Genomic DNA, 16,969 nt, shown 5'->3' with positions numbered 1-16,969 from the left:
GACGCCGCGACATCGACGCCGCTCGGGATCGTGCGCGCGATCGGATCGGTGCCAGGGTGGGCGCCCGCGGGCAGCCGGGAACGGAGGTGACGTGGACGCGCGCGACGACGGCGACATCGAACTGGTGAGGGAGGCGGTGGCGGCCGTGTGCCGCCGCTTCGACGACGACTACTGGGCGGCGTGCGATGCCGAGCACCGCTTCCCGTGGGAGTTCCACGACGCGATGGCGGCGGGAGGCTGGATCGGGATCGCGATCCCCGAGCGCTACGGCGGGGGTGGGCAGGGGATCCGCCACGCCGCTGCGGTGCTCGAGGAGGTGGCGGCATCGGGTGCGTGCATGAACGGCGCATCGGCCATCCACCTCGGGATCTTCGGGATGCACCCGGTCGTCGTGCACGGCACCGAGGAGATGAGGCGGCGGTTCCTCCCCGGCGTCGCCGACGGCACGCTGCACGTCGGGGTGACCGAGCCCGACGCCGGCACCGACACGACCAAGATCACCACCCGCGCCGTGCGCGACGGTGACGTCTACGTGGTGAACGGCCGCAAGGTGTGGACGTCGAAGGCGCTCGAGGCCGACCGCATCCTCCTGCTCACCCGGACCACCCCGCTCGACGAGTGCGAGAAGCCCACCGACGGGATGACCCTCCTCCTCGTCGATCGCCACGCGCCCGGCGTCGCCGCGGTGGCGATCGACAAGATGGGTCGCAACGCGGTCGCTTCGTGCGAGACGACCTACGACGACGTGGAGGTCCCGATCGCCGATCGTGTCGGCGAGGAGGGTCGGGGCTTCCACGCCCTCCTGGCGGGACTCAACGCGGAGCGCATCCTCATCGCCGCCGAAGCGCTGGGGATCGGGCGTGCCGCGCTGCGCCGAGCGGTCGACTACGCGAACGATCGGGTCGTGTTCGATCGCCCGATCGGCAAGAACCAGGGCATCTCCTTCCCGCTCGCCGAAGCGCACGCGAAGCTGCGTGCGGCGGGTCTGATGATCCGCGAGGCCGCGCTGCTGATCGATGCGCAGGAGCCGTGCGGCGAGGAGGCCAACCTGGCGAAGTACCTCGCAGCCGAGGCGGGGTTCTTCGCCGCCGACCGCGCCGTGCAGACGCACGGCGGGTTCGGGTACGCCACCGAGTACCACGTCGAGCGGTACTTCCGCGAGGCCCGCCTCCCCCGGATCGCCCCGATCAGCCAGGAGCTCGTGCTCGCCTACGTCGCGCAGCACGTCCTCGGACTCCCCCGCTCCCACTGACGCCGGGCCGCCGACGCTCGCTCGCTCCGCCTCCCGGGCGCGCACGAGGGCTCGCTACGTTCGCTCGCATGTCGCTGCGCGTGATCGGTGCCGGGCTCCCGCGGACCGGGACGAACTCGATCAAGCTCGCCCTCGAGCGGTTGACCGGAGCGCCCTGCTACCACATGCACGAGGTGTTCGCGAACCAGCACCATCCAGCGCTGTGGTGCCGGGCGCTCGACGGCGAGGTCGCGGTGCTCGACGAGATCCTCGCCGACTACACGTGCGCCGTCGACTGGCCGGTGTCGTCGATGTGGCGCGAGGCCGCCGAGCGGTACCCCGACGCGCCGGTGCTGCTGTCGCTGCGCGACGACGCGGAGACGTGGTGGGGCAGCGTCGACGCCACCGTGTGGGCGGTGATGCGCGGACCTCGAGACGGGGTGGCGAGCCCCGAGTGGTGGGCGATGACCGAGCGCCTGCAGGCTCGCTTCGCGCCGGACTGGGACGACCCAGCGACGGCCCGAGCCGCGTACGAGGAGCACCTCGAGCGGGTCCGCTCGACGATCCCCGCCGACCGCCTGTTCGAGCACCGGCCCGGTGACGGGTGGGGACCGCTGTGCGCGGCGCTCGGTGTCGCGGTGCCCGAGGAGGAGTACCCCCACGTGAACACCCGCGCCGAGTTCGGCTCGCGCCTCGGATCGCGCGGCGATGGCGGTGCCCCCGACCCGTCCTCCTGATCCGTGTCGGACGTGCGGCCGAGACGGCCGGTCGTCGTTCCCGGGGTCGTGGCACCTCGTCGGGGTGCCGTCAGCTCGCGGTGGCGGAGCGGTCGGCACGCAGCGCGGACCGCCGCACCTTGCCGGCGTCGTCGCGCATCGGCGTGTCGACGTACTCGATCGTGCGTGGGATCTTGTACCGGGTCAGCCGCTCCCCGAGGAACTCGAGCAAGTCGGCGCGTGGCACCCGGGCCTCGTCGGCCTGCACGATCGCGTGGACGTCGCTCCCCCGGTCGTCGCTCGGGATCCCGATCACCGCGCACGAGTGCACCTCGGGGTGCTCGCCGATCGCCGCCTCGACCTCGGCCGGGTAGATGTTCGCTCCCCCGCTGAGGATCATGTCGGCGACCCGGTCGCCGAGGTACAGGTACCCGTCGGCGTCGAACCAGCCCATGTCGCCGAGCGACTCCCACCCTCCCTCCAGCGTCCTCGGCTCGGCCCCGACGTAGAGGTAGGTGGGGTCGTCGCGGGTGGAGCGCATCCACACCTCGCCCTCCTCCCCCGCCGGCAGCTCCTCTCCGTCGGCGTCGCACACCTTCATCTCACCCGTGCTCACGCGCCCGACCGAGCCGCGGTGGTCGAGCCACTCGGCGCCCGTGATGATCGTGACGGCCTGGCCCTCGGTCCCGGCGTACAGCTCGTGGATCACGTCCGGGCCGAGCCAGTCGATGTAGGCCTCCTTCAGCCAGGGCGGGCAGGGCTCGGCGAGGTGCCACAGGACGCGCAGCGACGACAGGTCGTACCCGAGGCGCACGTCGTCGTCGAGGCGCAGGATGCGCTTCATCATCGTGGGCACCACGTATACGACGTCACCGTGGTGGCGCTCGATCGCGGCGAGGGTGGCCTCGGCGTCGAACCGCTCGAGCAGCACCACGTGGCTGCCGACGAGCAGCGCGTTGCACGACCAGACCCCGGGACCGTTGTGGTACAGCGGACCGGGCATCACGAGGCAGCCGTCCGGCTCGAAGCCGAAGCGGATCGGGGCGTCGTCGTCCCACGTCGCCGGATCCCCTGACACGATCAGCTTCGGACGTCCCGTCGAGCCACCCGACGTCGGCGCCTTCCACGCGGGCGACGTCACGTCCGGGAGCGGTTCGGTCCCGAACTCGGCGCCGGGGACGTGGCCGTGCTCGAGACGCACGACGGAGTCGTCGAGCAGCGACGCCGACTGCGACGGAGCACCGATGACGACCTTCGAGCCGGCCAGCTCGACGATCGCGGCGAGCTCGCGCGGGGGCAGCTTGGCGGACACCGGCTGCGGGACCGCCCCGACGTCCCAGCAGGCGACGTAGGCCACGAACCACTCGACCGAGTTCGGCGAGGCGATCGTGACGAAGTCCCCCGCCGAGACCCCGAGCGACGCGATCTCGTGCGCCTGGCGGGTCGCGGCGTCGACGAGCTCGCTGCGGCTGAGGGTGCGCTCGCCGCACGTCACGGCCGGCGCGTCGGGTCGCTCGCGCGCCAGCGCTCGGAGGCGAGCCGGGAACGACATCGTGGCCATCGTGCAGGTGTAGCAGGGTGCGTGCCACCGGCGACGAGGCGTCCGGCGTGGTGCGCGGTGAGCGAGGTCGACCTCGTCGGGTCCCGGCGCACGATGGGAGACTCGCCCCATGTGGAGCATCGGGTCGGTCGAGGTCACCGAGGTCGCGGAGCTGACGACGACGTCGTCGGCGCACTGGCTGCTCCCCGACGCTCGCCCCGAGCGGATCGTCGAGATCGACTGGCTGCAGCCGCGCTACGCCACCGCCGAGGGCAAGGTGCACATGACCATCCGGGCGCTCGTCGTCGTCGACGGGGATCGACGGATCCTCGTCGACACCTGCCTCGGCAACGACAAGCAGCGCGACGTGCCGGCGTGGAACGAGCGCACCGGCCCGTTCCTCGACGACCTGTCGGCCGCCGGGTTCCCTCCGGAGTCGATCGACACCGTGCTGTGCACCCACCTCCACGTGGACCACGTCGGGTGGAACACCCGCCTGGTCGACGGCGAGTGGGTCCCGACCTTCCCGAACGCGCGCTACGTGTTCGCTCGATCGGAGTGGGATTACTGGAGCGGGGAGTCCGACCCGATGGACGACGTGCTGCGCGCCGACTCGATCCAACCGGTGATCGACGCTGGTGTCGTCGACCTGGTCGACGGTGAGCACCGCCTCACCGACCACGTCCGCCTCGTCCCGACCCCGGGCCACACCCCGGGCCACGTCTCGGTGGTGATCGAGTCGGGCTCCGACCGTGCCGTGATCACGGGCGACCTCGCGCACACGGTGTGCCAGGCGGCGCACCCGGAGTGGTCCAGCAACTTCGATGTCGACCCCGGGGCCGCCGAGCAGACGCGTCGCAGGTTCTTCGCCGAGCACGCGGACACCGACGTCGTCGTGCTCGGCACCCACTGGGAGCCGTGCGCGAACCGGGTGATCTCCGATGGCGAGGTGTGGCGCGTCGAGCCCTGGTGATCGGCAGCGCTGGACGACGCGACCCGTCCGACACGGGGGCGGCGAGCGGGCCGTGATCGCGTGCTGCGATCGTGGCCCGCTCGGATCGCTCAGATGTACACGCCCCCGGCGTCGACGATCACGTGCGCCTCGGCCGAGGTGTAGAGGCAGGTGCGACCGCGAGCGTCGGCGACGGCGGTCACGTGGTTGGCGATCGTGTCGCCGGCCTCGTAGTTGACGTTCGAGACCTCCGGACGACCTTCCTCGCACGGGAACACGGTGACGTAGCCGCGCTCGGTGGGCTGCGTGACGGTCACGTTGAGGGCCGCGGCCCGCGCTCCCGCCACGCCGTCGGGACCGCCCAGGTCGATCTCGATGACCTCCCCCGCCCCTGCCTTGGTGGTCGTGCGGGTGTCGAGCAGGCGCTGGAGCGCACCGGTGACGAGGTTGGTCGTCTGGCCGGTGTCGACGATCCCGTCGAGGTCGACCACGACGTGGGTCGTCACCGAGGCCACGACGCAGACCGATCCCCGAGCCGAGAGCTCCGCGAACGCGAGGTTGGCGGTGACCCGGCCGGCTCGGAAGTTCACGTTCGACGTCGTCGGAGGCGTCTCGTCGCACGGGAACACGCTGAGGTAGCCGGCCCCCTCGGCTCGAGCGACAGCGACGTTCAGCAGCGCGGCCACGGCGCTGTCGACGTCGGCACCGTGGGCGGCGAGGTCGATCTCGAGCACGTCGCCGGCCACCAGCTTCGCTCCGCTTCGGGTGTCGACGACACGCCGAGGTGCGATCGGGGCGATCCGGTTGACCGCCTGGCCACCGAACGCTCCGTTGAGGTCGACGATGAGGTCGACGTCGGCGTGGCTGTAGATGCAGATCTCCCGCGTCGTCGACGTGTCGACCACGACGACGTTGGCGACGGTCTGCCCGGCGTCGTAGTTCAGCACCGATGCGACCGGCATCTCGGCGTCGCAACCGAACACCGTCAGGTAGCCGGCATCGGACGGACGGACGGCGCCGACGTTGAGGACGGCTGCGTCGCTCCCGGCCGGGAGGCCCCACGCCTCGTCGAGGCCGAGGCGGTAGGTGTCACCGGCGGCGAGTCGCTGCGCGCCCCGCGTGTCGAGCACCCGGCGCTGGCGGATCGGGGTGTAGCCGCCGTCGTCGGGCACCACGGTGGGCCGGCCCGAGAAGTCGGCGACCACGCTGCGCTTGACGTCGACGGCGGTCTCGTCCTCCGAGACGCCGCGGATCTCGATGTCGTAGTCCTCGACGTCGACGGGTGCGGAGACCTCCACGCTCACCTTGCCGGATGCGTCCGCGGTGACCGTCTCGACGATCGTGCCGCCGATGACGACGTCGACGCTGGAGCCCGGCTTGAAACCACCGCCGGTCAGGACCATCGGCGAACCGCCGTCACGAGCCGGCGGAACGATGTCGACCGAGGTGTCGGGCGTCGGCCCGACCTTGGGGGCGATGGTGCCGGTGAAGCGACGGGTGATGGCGGTGCCGACACCGTTGGAGATGGAGATGGTGAAGTCGTAGCGGCCCGACGTGGTCGGTGCGCCGGTGATGGCACCGGTGGCCGGATCGAGGCGTAGGCCCGCCGGCAGGGCGCCGGTCGACACGGCGAACCGGGGAGCCGGGGAGCCGGCCACCTTCGGCGCGACGTCGATGGCCTCGCCGACCTCCAGCGTGGAGAGCTCCGTCTCGAGGGCGGCCACGTCGGTCAGCTTCGGCGCGACGTCTCGAGGGGCGACGGTGCCGAACAGGCGGCGGGTGACGGCGGTGCCGACTCCGTTCGAGATGGTGATGGCGACGTCGTAGGGCCCGGCGGTGGTGGGGGTGCCGGTGATCGCTCCGGTGCTCGCGTCGAGGCGCAGCCCGGCGGGGAGGTCGCCCTTCGTCACGGCGAACCTGGGTGCGGGCGTGCCCGATGCGGTGAGCCCGTCGTCGTAGGCGACGCCGACCTTCATCGAGGCGAGGGTGACGTCGACGAACGTCGGTGCCACGTCCCTCGCAGCGACGGTGCCCGCGAAGCGGCGGGTGACGGCGGTGCCGATCCCGTTGGAGATGGAGATGGTGAAGTCGTAGGCGCCCGCGGTGGTCGGGGTGCCGGTGACCGCTCCGGTGGTGGGGTCGAGGGTCAGCCCGGCCGGCAGGGTGCCGGTGACCGCGAACGTCGGCGCCGGGATCCCCGACGCGGTCAGCCCGTCGTCGTAGGCGACGCCGACCTTCATCGAGGCGAGGGTGACGTCGACGAAGCTCGGTGCGACGCCTGCGGGATCGATGGTGCCGGTGAAGCGGCGGGTGACGGCGGTGCCGACCCCGTTGGACGCCGAGACGGTGAAGTCGTAGGCGCCCGCGGTGGTCGGGGTGCCGGAGATCTCACCGGTGGTCGGGTCGAGGGAGAGCCCGTCCGGAAGGGTGCCGGTGACGGCGAACGTCGGCGCCGGGACCCCCGACGCGAGCGGGCCGGTGGCGACAGCGCCGTCCACTCGGAGATCGAGCGTCGTCGTGGCATCGAACACGGGGGCCGATGCGGGGTCGCAGGAGAAGCCGGTGCGCGCTGCCGAGGTGGCCGACGTCGTGCCGACGGAGTTGGTCTTCGTCACCCGGTAGGTCAACGTGCTGGCCGGATCGGCGACGAGCACGCAGCTCGAGCCGGTGACGCCGGGGATCGGCGAGCCGTTCGACAGGAAGGTGCCGACGGAGCTGGTGACGGCGCTGCCGCCGTCTCCCCAGGAGCCGTCGGTCGCCGTGACGATCGAACCGTCCGTCGTCCCGCCCTGGACCAGGGGCACGCCGGAGTTGGACGGGGCGGTCGCTGCGCTCAGGATCTTGAACGAGCGCGTCACGCTCGACGCGGGGACGTAGTCGACGCCGTCACCGGGGTGGTCGGCGATGATCGAGCACGTCCCGGACGCGACGAGCCGGACGTCGGCTCCCGAGACGGTGCAGGTCGCCGGGGTGATCGAGGCGTACGTCACGGGCCCGCCCGGGGCGACCGCCGTGGCCGCGAGCGTGACGTCTCCGGACCCGATCAGCCGGTCGCCGGGCTGGTCGAACGTGATCGGGTTCGAGAGACCGACCCGCACGACGCCGTCGACGTACATCACGGAGCCGACCGCGAACCCGCCGGTCCCGTCGTAGGTGCCGTTGACGAAGCGGAACCGGTAGGTGCCGGTGTGGGGGACCTCGCCGCTCGCGGTGATCCAGCTCTGGTTCCGTCCACGGCCGTAGGTCAGCAGGCGGTGCGAAGCGGCGCTCCCGTAGTCGTAGACCCCCGGAGAGGTCTCGGCGACCTCGACCAGGTAGGCGTAGATCTCGTAGTCGTCCGACTGCCGCGTGGCGGACCAGTCGAAGGCGACCGACTGGCCGTCACCGGCCTGGAACGGCGCCGAGTACACCTGCGGTCCGAAGACGCCGCAGTACGTCGTCTTCCCGTCGAAGACGTTGCCGCTCGCGCAGCTGCCGTTCGAACGCAGCTCGGTCACCCCGGAGCGCGACGCCCAGGTCACCCCCGTCGAGGACGCCGTGGTGAGCGAGGCGGTGCGCTCGTCGCTCTCGGAGACGTAGGCGGGCGTGGACGCGACGTAGTTCGCATCGGTGACGAAGGTGTAGGGGTCGCCGGTCCGCGAGTCGGTGCCGGTCATGGTGTACGGGCCGATCCCGGCGATCGTGACCGGCTTGCGCTGCGAGCGGCTCGCCAGCTCGCCGAGCGTGACACGACCCTCCTGGACGGTCTCCAGCGCGATCGTCTGGAGCGCACCGGCGGCTGCGGTGCTCGGTGGGGCGACGGCGAGCGAACCCGCGCCGATGGTGGCGGCGATCGCGAACGCGAGCGATCGGGAGCGTCGAGACGGACGAGACATGGCGGATCCTCCTGGAGGGCCGTGCGCAGGTCGCTCGGCGATCGCTCCTCTTCGGGACCCGCGGAGGTGGACTTGAGGGTTTCCTGCGGATCGGGTCGCGAGGCGCCGATCGGCTCGTGGTGCGTTCCGTCACGTCCCGAGGTGGTGTCGGCTGCTCGATCACGGGCGCGGTACGGTCGGGACACAACCGAATCGCCGTCGCCCTCGATCGGGAGAGCTGATCCGTCAGCGCCGAAGGAGCAACCACCCCGGAATCTCTCAGGCCCCCGGACCGATCGAGGCAGGCACGCTGGAAAGAGACCGGAACGAGCCGGTCCGCCCACGGTGAAAGGCCCGTCGAGACGTGCTCGACGGGCTGAACCTCTCAGGCAGAACGACAGCGGGGGCCGACCGATCCCCCCGGAGGCCCCCCGATGCCCACCCCCCTCTCCGAGCTCGTCGAGACCGACGAGTTCGTCCGACGACACGTCGGACCGTCGCCGAGCGACGTCGAGGAGATGCTCGCGACCCTCGGCCTCGACTCGCTCGGCGCCCTCATCGATCAGACGGTGCCCGACTCGATCCGCTCGCGCACGCCGCTCGACCTCCCCCCGGCGGTCCCCGAGCACGAAGCGATCCGTCGCCTCCGCGCCATCGCCGACGGGAACCGGGTGGTCACCAGCCTGATCGGGATGGGGTACCACCCGACGATCACCCCGCCCGTGATCGCCCGCAACGTGCTCGAGAACCCGGCCTGGTACACGGCGTACACGCCGTACCAGGCCGAGATCAGCCAGGGCCGGCTGGAGGCGATCCTGAACTTCCAGACGGTCGTCACCGAGCTCACCGGGCTCCCGGTGGCGAACGCCTCGCTGCTCGACGAGGCCACGGCGGCGGCCGAGGCGATGACGATGGCGCGACGTCGCTCGAGCGTGCCGTCGCCGAGGTTCTTCGTCCACGTCGACACCCACCCGCAGACGTTGGCGGTCCTGCGCACCCGCGCCGAGCCCGTCGGCATCGAGCTCGTCGTCGGAGGCGTCGACGATCTCGGATCGCCGGACGCGACGGACGAGGTGGACGGCGACGGCGCGGGGCTGTTCGGGGCGCTGTTCAGCCTGCCGACCTCGACCGGCGCGATCGTCGACTGGAGCGAGGCCATCGAGCGGGTCCACGCTCTCGGCGGCCTGGCCGTGATCGCGACCGACCCGCTCGCCTGCGTGCTGATGCGCTCCCCCGCCGAGCTCGGCGCCGACATCGCCGTCGGCTCCGCGCAGCGCTTCGGCGTCCCCATGGGCTTCGGGGGACCCCACGCCGCGTTCATCGCCGCCCGTGAGGACGCGGCGCGGGCGATGCCGGGACGCATCGTCGGCGTCAGCGTCGACACCGAGGGCCGGCCGGCGCTGCGGTTGGCGCTGCAGACCCGCGAGCAGCACATCCGGCGCGAGAAGGCGACCTCGAACATCTGCACCGCCCAGGTGCTGCTGGCCAACGTGGCCGGGATGTACGCGGTGTGGCACGGCGCCGACGGCCTGCGCCGCATCGCGGAGCGGGTGCAGCGCCTCACCTCGATCGCGGCGGCCGGTCTGCGCGGGGGCGGGTCGACGCTGCGCCACGGCACCTGGTTCGACACCGTGACCGTCGAGCACGTCGATCCCACGGACGCCGACGCGGCGGTGGCCGCCGCCCTCGACGCGGGCTTCAACATCCGCCGCGTCGACGCGACCTCGGTCGGCGTGTCCTTCGACGAGACGAGCACCCTGAGCGACGTGGAAGCGGTCGTGCGCGCCCTGGGCGGATCGCCGGTGGCCTCACCCGACGAGGCGCCCGATGGCCTGAGCCCCGGGGATCGGCGAGCGGGCGAGCTGTTGACCCAGTCGGTGTTCGATCGCTACCACTCCGAGCACGAGATGCTGCGCTACCTGCGGCGACTCGCCGGCAAGGACCTCGCCCTCGACCGCACGATGATCCCCCTCGGCTCGTGCACGATGAAGCTCAACGCCACCTCCGAGATGCTCCCGATGACGTGGCCCGAGTTCGCCGACCTGCACCCCTTCGCCCCGGCGGAGCAGACCGCCGGCTACCGGCGCCTGATCGACGATCTCGAGGGGCGCCTGGCGACCATCACGGGGTACGACGCGATCAGCCTCCAACCCAACGCCGGGAGCCAGGGGGAGCTGGCCGGGTTGCTCGCGATCCGAGCCCACCACCGGGCGAACGGCGACGACGAGCGGACGATCTGCCTCATCCCCGAGAGCGCGCACGGGACCAACGCCGCGAGCGCCGTGATGGCCGGCTTCGACGTGGTGGTCGTCGCGTGCGACGACGCCGGGGACGTCGACCTCGACGACGTCCGCACCCGCATCGACGAGCACGGCGACCGCCTCGGCGCGATCATGATCACCTACCCGTCGACCCACGGCGTGTTCGAGGTCGCGGTGAGCGAGCTGTGCGCGCTGATCCACGACGCCGGTGGGCAGGTGTACGTCGACGGGGCGAACCTCAACGCGCTGGTCGGCCTCGCCCGGCCCGGGCGGTTCGGCGCCGATGTGAGTCACCTCAACCTCCACAAGACGTTCACCATCCCCCACGGCGGGGGCGGACCCGGGGTGGGCCCGATCGGGGTGCGCGCCCACCTCGCCCCCTACCTCCCAGGCCACCCGCTCGATCCGGATCCGGCGGCCGGTGCGGTGTCGGCTGCGCCGCAGGGCTCGGCGGGCATCCTGGCGATCCCGTGGATGTACATCGAGATGATGGGCGGTGACGGCCTCACCCGGGCCACGACGGTCGCGATCCTCTCGGCGAACTACCTCGCCGAGCGGCTCGACGAGCACGTGGACGTGCTGTACCGCGGGGCCGGCGGCCGGGTCGGCCACGAGTGCGTCATCGACCTCCGCCCGATCGCGAAGGAGACGGGGGTCACCGTCGACGACGTCGCGAAGCGGTTGATGGATCACGGGTTCCACGCCCCGACGATGAGCTTCCCCGTGGCCGGGACGCTGATGATCGAACCGACCGAATCGGAGACCCTGCGTGAGCTGGACCGCTTCGTCGACGCGATGGCGGCGATCCGCGCCGAGATCGAGCGCGTGCGGTGCGGCGAGTGGGAGCTCGACGCCAGCCCCCTGCGCCACGCCCCGCACACCGCCGAGGACCTCGTCGGCGAGTGGGGGCGCGCCTACCCGCGCGAGCTCGGCGCCTTCCCGAGCGGTTCGACGCGCACCTCGAAGTACTTCCCCCCGGTGTCGCGCATCGACGGCGCGGCGGGGGACCGCAACCTGATGTGCACCTGCGAACCGCTCGAAGCCCTGGCCGCACGGAGCGCGAAGTAGGTTGGCCCGATGGCCGAGCAAGACCCGTTCTCGCAGATGTTCAGCGTGCTGTCGGCGCCGCTCTCCGCGACGATCCAGTCGTTCGAGCAGTTCCGCAAGGGCGTCGAGCAGTTCCAGCGCGGGGTGGACAACTTCAACCGCACGATGGAGAACCTGAACGAGACCTCCGAGCGGATCAACCGCCTGCTGTCCGACGTCGAGGAGCCGTTGCGGGCGGCCGTCCCCCAGGTGACGCGCACCGTGAAGGCCGCCGACGAGATGATGAAGGTCGTCTCCGGCCCGGCGATCGCGGTCGCCCCCGGGCTGAAGGTGCTGGCGGAGACGCTGAACAACCCGGCCATGCGCCAGATGCCGAACCAGCTCGCTCAGATGAACGAGGTGCTCGCCGACGTCACCGCACGACTGCAGCCGCTGGGCCAGCTCGCGGAGTCCGCCGGGGGCCTGTTCGGCGGCTTCAAGATCCCCGGTTTCGGCGCCCCGGGCAAGACCGCCGCCGCCACCGCCCCGACGACCGCGTCGGCGCAGCAGCCGACGGCCGAGGAGCCGGCGGCGCCGAAGAAGGCGGCGCGCAAGAAGGCGGCGGCGCGCAAGAAGACCGCGTCCGAGAAGAGGTCCGGCTCGGCGTCGACGTGACGTTCGCCGCGGTGGGCGGTCACTCCCCCGCCAGGTGGCGGGCCAGTTCGACGAAGTCGTCGACCTCCACGTCGGCGGGCGGGTAGCAGTCGGCGTAGGTCGAGCCCGGCCGCCGCACGTACGCCGTGCGCATGCCCACGGCGCGTGCGCCCGCGAGATCCCAGTCGTGGGTCGCGACCATCCACGTCGACCCGAGCGGCCGATCGAGCAGCTGGGCGACGTGTCGGTACGGCGCCGCATCGGGCTTGAACGACCCCACCTCCTCGACCGACACGATCAGGTCGAACCGACCGGCGAGACCGGCTCCGCCGATCTGCGACCGTGCCTGCTCGGCGTCGCTGTTCGTCAGCGCGACGGTCGACCACCCGAGCGCCCGGAGGCGTTCGAGGCCGGGAGCGACGTCGGGGTGCGCCTCGAGGCGCCCGAAGGCATCGACGACATCGCCCCACGAGCCGTCCGGGACGGTGCGTGACGAGGTGCGGGCGACGGCGTCGAACGCGGACTCGGCGAGCGTCGTGAACCCGACCGTGCCCTCGGTGACGTTCGAGGCCATCGCGAGCTGGAGCAGGCGCTGGAACCACACCACGAATCCGCCCTCTGCGCCGAGGTGTTCGTCGACGACCTCGCGGACCGGGGAGAGGTCGAGCGCCGTCTCGTTGATGTCGAGCACGGCGACGGGTCGGAGCGCGGTGTCGTCCATGGCCGAGCCGTACCCGCTCGGTGGCCCGATCATCGTGGTCGGTCCTCCCGAACCGGCCCGCTCCCCTGGCTCGCGACCCGGTTCAGGGAAGGGGTGCGCCGTGGACGGGCTCGTCGCCCGGTGCGATGCCGCGCCGTGGGAAGTCGTCGCGGTTCCACTCCATCACGAGGGCGCGCGCCACCCCGGCGACGGGGATCGCGAGCACGGCACCAATGAGGCCGGCGACCGCGCCGCCGAGCAGGGCTGCGCCGAGCGCCGCGAGAGCGCTGATGTCGACCGCGTGGCCGACGATCGTCGGCTGGATCACGTTGTTCTCCAGCGCCTGGTAGAGCACGAACACGACCAGCACGGTGAGGCCGATCGCCGTCCCCTGGAGGAGCGAGAGCACGAGCAGCGGCGCCCACCCGATCAGCGCGCCGACCTGGGGGATGAAGTTCCACCCGAACGCCCAGAACGCCAGGAAGACGCCGAGCGGGACGCCGAACACCAGCGCGAGGGTCCCGATCAGCACCCCGTTCATCGCCGCGACCAGCGCGGATCCGGCGACGTAGCCGGCGAGCGCCGCGGTGCCGGCCCGCCCCAGCCGCTCGCACTGGCGCCGGAACCGGGCCGGGACCCGCCGATCGACCGCAGCGATCAACCGTGGACCGTCGAGCAGCCCGGTCAGCGCGACCACGACCACCCAGAACGCGCCGACGATCCCACCTCCGACGATCCCGACGGCACGCCCGGTGATCGGCGAGCGCGTCACCACGTCGGGGGCGTCGTCGATGAAGTCGTCGATCCGCTCGGCCAGCTCCAGCTCGGCGAGTCGGTCCCCGATCAGCGGCAGGTCCTCCAGCGAGCTCACCAGCGACGGGATCTCGTCGTCGAGTCGGTCCCCCGTCCCGATCGAGCCGCCCGCCGACCCGACGAGAGCGACGACGCCGATCGCCACGACGATCGCCCCGGTGATGACCACCGCCGACCGGGGGATCCCGACGCGGCGCGCGATCCACGACACCGGCTGGTCGAGCCCGATGGCGATCAGGATGCCGACGACGGCCCAGACGAGGATCGGCCCGACGCGTGCGATCGAGAGCTGGAGCGCGAACGCGAACACGATCAGCGCGGTCACCCGCAGGGCGGTGCCGCGGGTGAGCTGGAGCAGCAGCCGGTCGTCCCCGGTGAGCGACGGCGACGACCCCTCGTTCGCGCCACGTGAGGCCGGGCGCGGGCTGAGCCGGATCCCGCCGACGGGGGCGCGATCGTCGCTCTCGTCGTCCACACCGGCAGCCCGGATCTCCGACCAGTCGTGGCGGGCCACGGTCACCACGGCGACGGCGACGAACATCCCGATCGCCGCGCCCGGCAGGCCCGCGGCGCTCAACCCGGCTGCGATCCCGACCGCCACCAGGAACGACCCCGGATCGACCTCGACCCGCACGACACGTGACCGCAGCAGGGAGGTCGCGACGATCCCGGCCAGGGCGACCGCGGCGACCAGCGCCGTCGTCTGCGGCGAGCGGTCGACGGCGGCGACGACCACGAGCGGCAACCACCCGACGATCCCGCCGAGGAGCGGCACGACCGACAGCAGCGCCGCCCACACCCCGAGCAGCACCACCCCCGGCAGACCGAAGCCGACGGCGACGGCGGACGTCGCGAGGCCGACCACGACCCCGGCCGCCGCCGCTCGGCGGAGGTACGCCGTCGCCTGCGTGACGACGTCGCGCCACACCTCACGCAGCAACCGCCGCCGTTCGCGGTGCGAGCTCCAGGTCATCGCGATGTCGACCAACCGGCTCCCCTGCAGGGTGAGGAAGGCGCTCAGCACGACCGTGATCGCCAGCTCGGAGAGACGGGTCGCGATGCCGGCGACGTCGCTCTCCCCCGTGACCGCGCCGGTCCCCCACGATTCGGCCGCGTCCGACAGGCGCTCGTCGATCCGGGTGCGGCCGAGGAACGTCGTCCCGCCGCTCGCCTCCAGTTCGTCGATCTGCTCCGCGGTGTACGTCTCGAGCGAGGAGGCCTCCGTGCGGATCTGCCCGATCACGAACGCGGTGCAGCCGGCCAGGGCGACCAGCACCACCAGGTGCAGGACGACGGTCGCTGCGACCCGTCCGATCGCGCGCGCCACCGTCGCGACGAGCGGGGCGAGCAGCGATGACAGCAGCGCCGCGAAGATCGCGAGCATCAGGAGCTGCTGCGCCCGATCGATGGTCGTCAGGATGAACACCGTCACGACCACGAGGACGGCGAAGCCGAGCAGCGCCGTGAGCGGGATGTCGACGTCGTACACGGGCCGCTCGTTCGAGAGCGGATCGGTCGTCCCCTCCTGGGGGGCGCTTTCGGCCATGCGGTAGTCAACCATGTCCGACGCGGACCGCTCCACGACGTGGACGCGCGGTCACGTGGGCGGGCAGGTGGCGGCGACCACGACGAGCGTGCGCCGGTGCGGCGCTCAGACGAACGGGGGGCTCGTGACGTGCCCGGGGAGGGGGCGACCCCGGACGTCGAGCTCGACGGCGTCACCCTCGCCGATCGTGGCGTCGATCAGCGCGAGAGCGATCGCGTGGCCGAGGATCGGTGAGAAGTTCCCGCTCGTGACCGTCCCGACCGGGATCCCGCTCGCGACGACGGTCGACCCCGCCCGGGCGGGGCGCCGACCGTCCAGCGCGATGCCGACGAGATGACGCCCGACGCCCGACGCGCGCTCGGCGAGGGCGGCCTCTCGCCCCGTGAAGTCGGGCTTGTCCCAGGCGACCACCCATCCCAGCCCGGCCTGGAGCGAGGTGATGCCCGGGCCGAGCTCCTGGCCGTGCAACGGGAGCCCTGCCTCGAGCCGGAGGGTGTCGCGCGCACCCAGGCCGGCCGGGGTGGCGCCGCCACCGACGAGCGCGTCCCAGAGATCGCCCGCGGCATCGATCGGGACCGCGATCTCGATCCCCGGCTCACCGGTGTACCCCGTCCCGGCGACCACGCACGACGTGCCACCCCAGCCGACGTGCTCCACCCGGAAGCGACCGACCGCAGCGGCGTCGGGCACCACCTCGGCGGCCAGCGCGAGCGCCTCGGGGCCCTGCAGCGCGATCACCGCCCGGGTCGTGGTCGTGTCGTCGCCGCCGATCGCGGTGAGCACGCGTTCGGTGTTCGAGGCGTTCGGCATCACGTCGAAGACGTCACCGGTGCCGTCGACGCGCTCGTGGCGAGGGTGCCACCACACGATGATGTCGTCGAGCACCGAGGCGTCGTGCGCGTCGAGCAGGTGGGTGTACTGCGCTCGACCGGGCGCGATCCTGCCCAGGTCGTTGGTCAGCGTGGTCTGCAGCCGGTCGAGCGCTCCGGCGCCCTCGACCCGCACCGTCCCGAGGTGGGAGACGTCGAACACGGCGGCGGCCGACCGGCACGCGACGTGCTCGGCGATCGTGCCGGTCGGGTACGCGATCGGCATCCGCCACCCGCCGAAGTCGACCATCGTGGCGTGGAGCGCCTCGTGCCGGTCGGCGAGCGGCGACCGCCGCTCGCTCATCCGGTCCGTCGGACGACCGCGCCGGGTTCGGGCGTCGCCGGTACGACCGGGTCGGGTCGCAGGTCGTCCTCGAGCTCGCTCTTCACTCCCCCCATCGACAGCACGTTGAGCACACCCTGCCCGCGCTGGAGCACGTCGATCAGCTGACCGTCGTCGTACAGGTTGACGCTGCCGCCATCGATCACGATGTGGGCCGAGGCGATGTCGGTCGTGACGTGCTCGCGGAGGTACTCGAAGACCTTGCGCACCTGTTCGAGCTTGATCCCGGCGTCGAGCAGCTTCTTGATGGCCTTCAGCTCGAGCAGGTCGTTGTAGGAGTACTTGCGGCGGCTCCCGCTCCCCTCCGCATCCGCGATCGACGGTCGGATCAGGTCGGTGCGCGCCCAGTAGTCGAGCTGGCGGTAGGTGATCCCCACCACCTTGGCCGATCGCGTCCCGCTGAACCCCTCGTCGGGGATGGCGGCCGCGGCCTCGCGCGCTTCGTCGTCCGGAGCCTCGCCCAT

Annotated in this window: 11 protein-coding genes and 2 riboswitches; of the genes, 5 read left to right on the top strand and 6 right to left on the bottom strand. The window is 72.1% G+C overall.

Annotated elements, in window-relative coordinates; translation table 11 throughout:
• Window positions 1–91 precede the first annotated feature (91 nt).
• Both ACOOHC_RS10080 and ACOOHC_RS10075 read left to right on the top strand, forming a co-directional pair.
• Window positions 92–1,252, top strand: a complete 1,161-nt coding sequence (locus ACOOHC_RS10080; RefSeq protein WP_420450274.1) for an acyl-CoA dehydrogenase family protein — start codon at window positions 92–94, stop codon at window positions 1,250–1,252.
• A 68-nt stretch (window positions 1,253–1,320) separates the two neighbouring features.
• On the top strand, window positions 1,321–1,968 hold the full coding sequence (locus ACOOHC_RS10075; protein ID WP_420450273.1) for a sulfotransferase family protein: 648 nt from the start codon (window positions 1,321–1,323) through the stop codon (window positions 1,966–1,968).
• Window positions 1,969–2,038: 70 nt separating this feature from the next.
• Here ACOOHC_RS10075 and ACOOHC_RS10070 read toward each other — a convergent pair whose 3' ends face one another.
• Window positions 2,039–3,508, bottom strand: a complete 1,470-nt coding sequence (locus ACOOHC_RS10070) for an AMP-binding protein (protein WP_420450272.1) — start codon at window positions 3,506–3,508, stop codon at window positions 2,039–2,041.
• A 109-nt stretch (window positions 3,509–3,617) separates the two neighbouring features.
• Here ACOOHC_RS10070 and ACOOHC_RS10065 point away from each other — a divergent pair, with 109 nt between their 5' ends.
• On the top strand, window positions 3,618–4,460 hold the full coding sequence (locus ACOOHC_RS10065) for an MBL fold metallo-hydrolase (RefSeq protein ID WP_420450271.1): 843 nt from the start codon (window positions 3,618–3,620) through the stop codon (window positions 4,458–4,460).
• 89 nt (window positions 4,461–4,549) lie between these two features.
• On the opposite strand, the gene ACOOHC_RS10060 is transcribed toward ACOOHC_RS10065, so the two are convergent.
• Window positions 4,550–8,314 (bottom strand): putative Ig domain-containing protein, encoded by a 3,765-nt coding sequence (locus ACOOHC_RS10060; RefSeq protein WP_420450270.1) that lies wholly within the window; start codon window positions 8,312–8,314, stop codon window positions 4,550–4,552.
• Between the two features lie 199 nt (window positions 8,315–8,513).
• Window positions 8,514–8,598: riboswitch (glycine riboswitch) on the top strand.
• A 1-nt stretch (window position 8,599) separates the two neighbouring features.
• Window positions 8,600–8,698: riboswitch (glycine riboswitch) on the top strand.
• Between the two features lie 29 nt (window positions 8,699–8,727).
• On the opposite strand from ACOOHC_RS10060, the gene gcvP reads away from it, so the two are divergent.
• A complete protein-coding gene (gene gcvP, locus ACOOHC_RS10055) occupies window positions 8,728–11,622 on the top strand; it encodes an aminomethyl-transferring glycine dehydrogenase (RefSeq protein ID WP_420450269.1) in 2,895 nt (964 codons plus the stop codon).
• Between the two features lie 9 nt (window positions 11,623–11,631).
• The gene (locus ACOOHC_RS10050; protein WP_420450268.1) at window positions 11,632–12,255 is read left to right on the top strand and encodes a hypothetical protein; all 624 of its coding nucleotides are present in this window, start codon (window positions 11,632–11,634) and stop codon (window positions 12,253–12,255) included.
• Window positions 12,256–12,274: 19 nt separating this feature from the next.
• On the opposite strand, the gene ACOOHC_RS10045 is transcribed toward ACOOHC_RS10050, so the two are convergent.
• From ACOOHC_RS10045 to ACOOHC_RS10030, 4 genes are all read right to left on the bottom strand, one after another.
• Window positions 12,275–12,955 (bottom strand): HAD family hydrolase, encoded by a 681-nt coding sequence (locus ACOOHC_RS10045; RefSeq protein WP_420450267.1) that lies wholly within the window; start codon window positions 12,953–12,955, stop codon window positions 12,275–12,277.
• Window positions 12,956–13,037: 82 nt separating this feature from the next.
• On the bottom strand, window positions 13,038–15,293 hold the full coding sequence (locus ACOOHC_RS10040) for an AI-2E family transporter (RefSeq protein WP_420450266.1): 2,256 nt from the start codon (window positions 15,291–15,293) through the stop codon (window positions 13,038–13,040).
• A gap of 105 nt (window positions 15,294–15,398) precedes the next feature.
• On the bottom strand, window positions 15,399–16,466 hold the full coding sequence (gcvT, locus tag ACOOHC_RS10035) for a glycine cleavage system aminomethyltransferase GcvT (RefSeq protein ID WP_420450265.1): 1,068 nt from the start codon (window positions 16,464–16,466) through the stop codon (window positions 15,399–15,401).
• Window positions 16,463–16,969 carry a MerR family transcriptional regulator gene (locus ACOOHC_RS10030; protein ID WP_420450264.1) on the bottom strand — a complete coding sequence of 169 codons (507 nt, stop codon included), beginning with the start codon at window positions 16,967–16,969 and terminating at the stop codon, window positions 16,463–16,465. Before ACOOHC_RS10030 ends, gcvT begins: the two co-directional genes overlap by 4 nt.

The sequence above is a fragment of the Ilumatobacter sp. genome, from assembly GCF_965215205.1.
Classification (GTDB): Bacteria; Actinomycetota; Acidimicrobiia; order Acidimicrobiales; family Ilumatobacteraceae; genus Ilumatobacter_A.
The sequence above is the reverse complement of the archived record's forward strand: the minus strand, read 5'-3'. Positions and strand labels throughout refer to the sequence as shown.